The 6,060-nt window shown below is 67.8% G+C and carries 6 protein-coding genes and 1 pseudogene; 2 read left to right on the top strand and 5 right to left on the bottom strand.

The window, feature by feature from the left end:
* Positions 1–125: pseudogene (gene tuf, locus ER13_RS18055) on the top strand (elongation factor Tu); the annotation flags it as partial.
* 141 nt (positions 126–266) lie between these two features.
* Here the strand turns inward: tuf and ER13_RS15500 are convergent.
* Positions 267–926 (bottom strand): COQ9 family protein, encoded by a 660-nt coding sequence (locus ER13_RS15500; RefSeq protein ID WP_035310687.1) that lies wholly within the window; start codon positions 924–926, stop codon positions 267–269.
* A 187-nt stretch (positions 927–1,113) separates the two neighbouring features.
* Between ER13_RS15500 and rpsU the strand changes: the two genes are divergently transcribed.
* Positions 1,114–1,374: a 30S ribosomal protein S21 gene (rpsU, locus tag ER13_RS15495; protein ID WP_035310689.1), complete on the top strand. Its 261-nt coding sequence runs from the start codon at positions 1,114–1,116 to the stop codon at positions 1,372–1,374.
* A 95-nt stretch (positions 1,375–1,469) separates the two neighbouring features.
* On the opposite strand, the gene ER13_RS15490 is transcribed toward rpsU, so the two are convergent.
* The 4 genes from ER13_RS15490 to ER13_RS15475 all read right to left on the bottom strand — a co-directional run.
* Positions 1,470–2,828, bottom strand: coding sequence for an ABC transporter permease (locus ER13_RS15490; protein ID WP_008260990.1), 1,359 nt, complete (start codon positions 2,826–2,828; stop codon positions 1,470–1,472).
* Positions 2,825–3,775, bottom strand: coding sequence for an ABC transporter ATP-binding protein (locus tag ER13_RS15485; protein WP_035310679.1), 951 nt, complete (start codon positions 3,773–3,775; stop codon positions 2,825–2,827). The genes ER13_RS15490 and ER13_RS15485 overlap by 4 nt, the downstream gene beginning before the upstream one ends.
* Positions 3,776–3,850: 75 nt before the next feature.
* A complete protein-coding gene (locus ER13_RS15480; RefSeq protein ID WP_035310677.1) occupies positions 3,851–5,737 on the bottom strand; it encodes a CocE/NonD family hydrolase in 1,887 nt (628 codons plus the stop codon).
* Positions 5,738–5,805: 68 nt separating this feature from the next.
* On the bottom strand, positions 5,806–6,060 hold a 255-nt coding region (locus ER13_RS15475; protein ID WP_035310675.1), incomplete at its 5' end, for a M23 family metallopeptidase.

Below are 6,060 nucleotides of genomic sequence, written 5' to 3'. Positions count from 1 at the left end.
GCGACAACGCCGAGCTGAACGTCGAACTGATCACCCCGATCGCCATGGACCAGGGCCTGCGCTTCGCCATCCGTGAAGGCGGCCGCACCGTCGGCGCCGGCGTCGTCGCCAAGATCATCGAGTAATCATTCTTTTGGCCTAACGCGCTCACGCGCTACTTGAGGCCAGACGGATGTCGTCGCGTAACAGAACGGCCCCCGGAGCGATCCGGGGGCCGTTTTGCTGTGGGGCGGGGGCTGGCGGCTTTGGCGCGGCCGACGCGCGAATCAGGACGCGGGCTGGTCCTTCGCCCCGTAGCGCATCCGACTCAGGGCGTCGCTCACCCTGCGGAACGGCGCCTCGAAATCCTTGCCGGCCTTCCATTTCTCGAAGGCCATGACGTTTTCGATTCGGCGGGCGACGAAGGCCTCGGCCGGCGCGCGACCGTCGAACCAGCGCATCGTCAGGGCGGGGATCAGGATGCCCGACAGGATGGTGCGCTTGGAATAGTGGTTCCAGTCCGTGGTCTCGTCGCCAGCCCAGCGCCACAGGTGGTCGGCGCTCTCCCAGGCCAGTTTCAGCCCCAGGTCGGCGTTGGTCGGCAAGGCCAGGAAGGCGGCGCAGCGACGGGTCGCCTCCAGGTCGGCGGCGCCGGCCTCCATCCGCTCGGACACGGCGCGGGCGATTCTCTCACGTATCTTCAAGGACTTGGCGTCGACTACGGCCAGGGCCTCAAGCGCACGGGCGTCATGGCGGCGCGAGAGCAGGGCGGCCAGATCGCGCGCGCCATTGGGCAGAAGCAGTTCCTCGTCGCCGCGCGACAGGCCGCAGGCCTCGCAGGCTTCCCGCACCAGACGGGCGTTCCAGCCCAGGGCGGGGGCGCGCGCGACGGCCGCATCCAGCACGGTCTGTTCGGTCCGGTCGGCCCAATCGTCGTTCTGTGTCATGGGCGGATCATACGCCCGTCTCATCGGGCTTTCGAGCCTCGAAGAATGGTTGCGACGAACTGGACAGAATGGGGCGGCTCGTGTATCAGCGCGCCTTCATCCGGGAGCCCGACTTTCGGAAGACAATTTTATTTTGTTCGCCCGTCTCCCTCACAGGACGCGGCGGGCGGCCAAAGGAGAGTTCAACCTGGTACAGATTTTCGTTCGCGATAATAACGTCGATCAAGCGCTGAAAGCCCTCAAGAAGAAGATGCAACGCGAAGGCAGCTTCCGTGAAATGAAGCGCCACGTGCATTACGAAAAGCCGTCGGAAAAGCGCGCCCGTCAAAAGGCCGAAGCTGTCCGCCGCGCCCGTAAGCTGGCCCGCAAGCGCGCTCAGCGCGAAGGTCTGCTGCCCCCGCCGAAGCCGCGGGTTCCCGGCCCCGGCGCCGCTGGCGGCAGCCGCTAAGGCTCAGGCCAAAAGATTCGAGGCCGCCTCCGCAAGGAGGCGGCCTTTTTCTTTGTCTCCTCCCTGCGAAGCGGGGAGGAGACCGCGTCTCGCCCTCATCCCCGGCCGGTGATCGCCCGGCCGAAGGTCTTCCAGCTCAGTTTGACGTCCGACAGGGCGCCGGCCCGGAAGGCGCGGCCGGCGATCCAGACCATCAGGGCGGCGGTGGCGAACATGCCGATCAGGGTCAGGACGATCTCGACCAGAGGCGGATCGCTGGGCGCGCGGGCGCTCATCAGGAAGGGGGTGAAGAAGGGAATCCACGACAGGACCTTGACCACCGGCGCGTCGGGACTGGTCAGGGCCATCTGCATGACCAGCATGGGCACGACCAGGATCATCATGATCGGTCCCATCAGGGTCTGGGCGTCGCGCGGCGTCTCGCAGAAGGCGCCGATGGCCGCGAACAGCACCGCGTACATCAGATAGCCGCCGACCATATAGGCGATGAAATAGAAGACCAGGCCGTCGTGCATCAGCACCTGTCCGACCGTCGCCGCCGTCTGGGGCGAGGCGGACAGCAGGCCGAACGTTCCGATCCCGCCCCAGACCACCAGCACGCTCAGGGTCAGCATCGCCACGCCCAGCACCTTGCCGGTCAGGATTTCGGTCGCCGAGGCCGACGACAGCAGGACCTCCAGGATCTTGTTCGACTTCTCCTCCATCACGCTGTTCAGCAGGATGGAGGCCCCGGTGATGACCAGGGACCATAGCAGGAAGCCGGCGGCCAGGCCGATGAAGGAGGGGATGCGGTCGCGCATCGAGACCTCGCCTCCGCTGGCGGCGTTGGGCGAGAAGGCCTTCACCTCGGGGCGGAAGCTCTGCACCTCCTGGGCCACGGCCGGGGCGACCCCGGCGGCGGTCAGCAGTTCGGTGCGGCGGGCGTCGCGCAGGGCGCCGCGAATGAAGCCGGAGACGTCGTTGTCGTTGGCGCGGCCGGTCCAGACCTGGGCGGCGGGCTTGCCGTCGACGCGGCTCAGGAAGACGACCGCGTCCAGGCGGCGGTCCTTGGGCGTCTCCTTGTCCAGGGCCGTCTTGATGGCGGCGTCGCGGGCCGGGCCGGTCGCCTCGGCGATGGCGGGCGGCGGGGCGACCAGGCGGATCTTGGGACCGCTGATGGAGGCGACGGCGCGGCCGGCGCCGGCCTGTCCCTTTTCGGCGGCTTCGCGCAGACGCTCGTTCTGACGGTCCAGATCGGACTGGAGCGAGGCGCGCACGGCGGCGGCCAGGCCCGTGGCGGTCGGACCGTCCTCGACGACGGCCACGGCCTTGATCGGTTCGGCCGACTGGATCAGCAGGGGAATGCCGCCGCCCAGCACGGCGAACAACGGCAAGGCCAGCAGCGACAGCCAGAAGCCCACGGTCTTGGCGTAGGCGACATATTCGCGCCGGGCGATCAGCAGGGTGCGCTTCATTGGACCGCCTCCGAAAGGGTGACGGCTTGATCGGGATTGTCCCCGGTCAGGCCGATGAAGGCGTCGTGCAGCGTCGGCTCCTTCAGGGCGAAGCCGCGCACGTCCAGCCCGTTCAGGAAGGCCGCCTTCAGCGTCTCCTGGCCGCCGGCGCCGGGCGCCAGGGCGATCTTCAGCCGTCGCACCCCGTCCGTGTCGGACAGGGTCTCGACCCCCGCCACGCCGGGCAGGGCCGCCGCAGCCTCGGGCGTGATGGCGCCGTCCAGATCAAGAAAGCGCGGCGAGGTGGCCTTGGCCTCGTCCACCGAACCCTCGAACGCCTTCTTGCCCCGGGCCAGCAGCACGACCTTGTCGCACAGCCGTTCGGCGTGCTGCATCACATGGGTCGAGAACAGGACGGTGGCCCCGTCCGCCGCCAGCCCCCGGATCATCTCTTCGAGTCCCTGCTGGTTCATCGGGTCCAGGCCCGAGAAGGGCTCGTCCAGGATGACGAACTCGGGCTTGTGGACCACGGCGGCGATCAGCTGGACCTTCTGGGCCATCCCCTTGGACAGCTCCTTCATCTTCTTCTTCTGCGCCGCGCCCAGGCCCTGCTGCTCCAGCAAGAGTTTCGCGCGCTTCTTGCCCTCGTTCATGGGCAGGCCCTTCAGGGCGCCGAAGAAGGCGATGGCCTCGACCGGGGTCATCTTCTTGTAGAGGCCGCGCTCCTCGGGCAGGAAGCCGATCCGGTCACGCACGAGCCGCCCATTGGGCGCGCCCAGGATATCGATCCGCCCCGCGGTCGCCTCCTGCAGCCCCAGGATCATCCGCAGGGTCGAGGTCTTGCCCGCCCCGTTCGGGCCCAGAAAGCCGCAGATCGAGCCCTTGGGCACCTGAAAACTGAGATCGCGCACGGCGTCGAACCCGCCATACCGCTTGCTTACGCTCTCCAGCGTCAACGCCGCCGTCATCTCGTCTCCCCCCACAGTTGCAGTCAGCCTAGCAAGGCCGAAGCGGTTCAGGCCAGCCGCTTCGGCGTCGCGCCCCTACTTCAGGACGGGCAGGTCGATATAGGAGGCGTTCTCTCCCGCGTGGTGGAGGGCGTTGTCTGCGATCACGCCCTGGGTTTCCGTCTCGTTCGGGCCGCCCGTATTAAGGTTGCGGACGAATTTCGGGAAGTTGGAGCTGGTCACTTCCACGCGGATGCGATGGCCCGGCTGGAAGGTGTTGCTGACCGTCATCGGCGTGGGCTGCACCGTCGCCACCTGACCGGGGACCAGGGGCGTCGGCCGGGCATAGCCGTCGCGATAGCGGGCCCGCATGATGGTGTCGCCCAGGATATAGGCCGTCCCGTCCGGCGCCACGTCCACCAGTTTGACGGCGAAGTCGGTGTCCTGCGCCGACGACGAGACTTTCAGCACCGCATCGATGAAGCCGGTCACCTGCATCGGCGCGGTCAACGGCTCGGACGTATAGACCAGCACGTCGTTGCGCGCCTCGATCGGGCGCTGGTCGAAGGCGCCGGCCGTGACCAGGCCGCCGTTGCAGCAGTCGCCGCCGCCGATGGTCTGGACCGGGTTCATCGGGTCATAGCGATAGCGGTCGGCCGCTTCGCCGACGGGCGGCGCCTCCAGGCTGAGGCGGCCGTCGCCGTTCAGGCTGTTGGCCTCGCCGCCCGAGCGCAGATACATCCGCACCGTCTCGACGCCCTGCGGCGGCCACTGGGCGGCGGTGCGCCACCTGTTCTCGCCCATGTTGAAATACTGGACGTGCGGGGTCGTGGCCGGGAAGGCGCGGGCCTCGCCCTTCAGCCAGCGGTCGAACCAGGCGGCGACCAGGGCGTCGCTGTCGAAACTGGCGTCGCCCAGGTCCCGGTCGCCCGAGCGGAAGTTCGGACCCAGGCCGCCGAAGGCGCAGTGGTTGTTCGGTCCGACGACGACATACTGGTTCTCGGCCGCCTCGCGGTCCTGGGTGGTGGAACGGGCGTGGTTGAACAACTCCATGTTCGGGCCGATGGAGACGTCGTACCAGCTGTTGAACCACAGCGACGGCACGCCCCAGCCCATGTCGTCGTGATACAGGCCCCCTTCGCGCCAGGCGGGATCGTTCGGCGTGCGCGCGATCAGTTCCTCGAACGTCGCCGGCGGTTCGCCCAGATCCTTCAGCATCTCGTTGACGGGCAGGTGGCGGATCTGGCTGGGCCAGTTCACGTCCGGCTTCTCGGCGTCCAGGTCGTTGTAGCGGACGATCCGGGCGCGGGTTTCCTGATCGATATCGCCGGGGATCTGGGCCCGCTGCGGATTGTCCACGCCGTACAGCCAGACGAAGAACAGGTTGCGGGGCACGCCGCCCGTGTACCAGTTGCCCTGTTCCTGGAACCGGCCGACCTTGCCGATGCCCGCGCCGGACGCCTGGGGCGCCATGGCGGCGTGGGCCGGGTGGTTCTGGGCGGCCAGGGCCAACTGCCACTCGGCCGAGGAGGAGCAGCCTAGGGTGCCGACCTTGCCGTTCGACCAGGGCTGGGCCGCGATCCAGGTCAGGGCGTCATAGCCATCGGTCTGGGGATAGCCCAGGATCTCGTAATCGCCCTGCGAGAAGTAGCGGCCCCGTTCGTTCTGCATCACCAGGGCATAGCCCCGGCTGACCCAGGTCAGGGCGCTGCGCGTCGAGCGGGCGTTGTACGCCAGTTCGTTATAGGGCGTTCTGACGAAGACGGTGGGCAGGGGGCCCTTGGCGGCCTTGGGCCGATAGATGTTGGTCGCCAGGCCCACCCCGTCCCGCATCGGAACCATCACCGCCATCTCGACATCGGCGATGCGGGACAGTTCGGACTGGGCCGCCGCGTCGCTGTAGCGGTTGTAGTTCTGGGCCGAGGCGGCGATGGGGGCGGCTGACAAGGCGGCCGCGACGACGGCGGCGACAAATCTGTTCATGTCCAGTCCCTCCACAGAAGGGGGAGGTTAGGACGATCTCGGCCCGCGTCGCAACGGATTGCTCAGGCTCAGGCCTTGGCCTTCACCGCCACGTCGAAATGTCGGCCCATGACCTTGGTCGGGTTCACCTGGCCGCCGTTGCGGCGGACCTCGAAATGAAGGTGGGGACCGGTGGAATAGCCGGTGGAGCCGACCAGGCCGATGCGCTGGCCGGGCGTGACCGCGTCGCCGCTGGCCACGTCGATGCGGCTGAGATGGCCATAGACCTGTCTCTTATAAACCTCTGACGCCGCCGACGATCTACCCTGTCTGATGCTGGGCAG

Source organism: Brevundimonas sp. EAKA, from assembly GCF_000698025.1.
Taxonomy (GTDB): domain Bacteria; phylum Pseudomonadota; class Alphaproteobacteria; order Caulobacterales; family Caulobacteraceae; genus Brevundimonas; species Brevundimonas mediterranea_A.
This window is presented reverse-complemented; position numbering and strand designations above follow the sequence as displayed.

Coding starts and splice junctions, on each gene's coding strand:
- ER13_RS15500 (WP_035310687.1), bottom strand. CDS start 926: ATGACACAGAACGACGATTGGGCCGACCGGACCGAACAGACCGTGCTG.
- ER13_RS15490 (WP_008260990.1), bottom strand. CDS start 2,828: ATGAAGCGCACCCTGCTGATCGCCCGGCGCGAATATGTCGCCTACGCC.
- ER13_RS15485 (WP_035310679.1), bottom strand. CDS start 3,775: ATGACGGCGGCGTTGACGCTGGAGAGCGTAAGCAAGCGGTATGGCGGG.
- ER13_RS15480 (WP_035310677.1), bottom strand. CDS start 5,737: ATGAACAGATTTGTCGCCGCCGTCGTCGCGGCCGCCTTGTCAGCCGCC.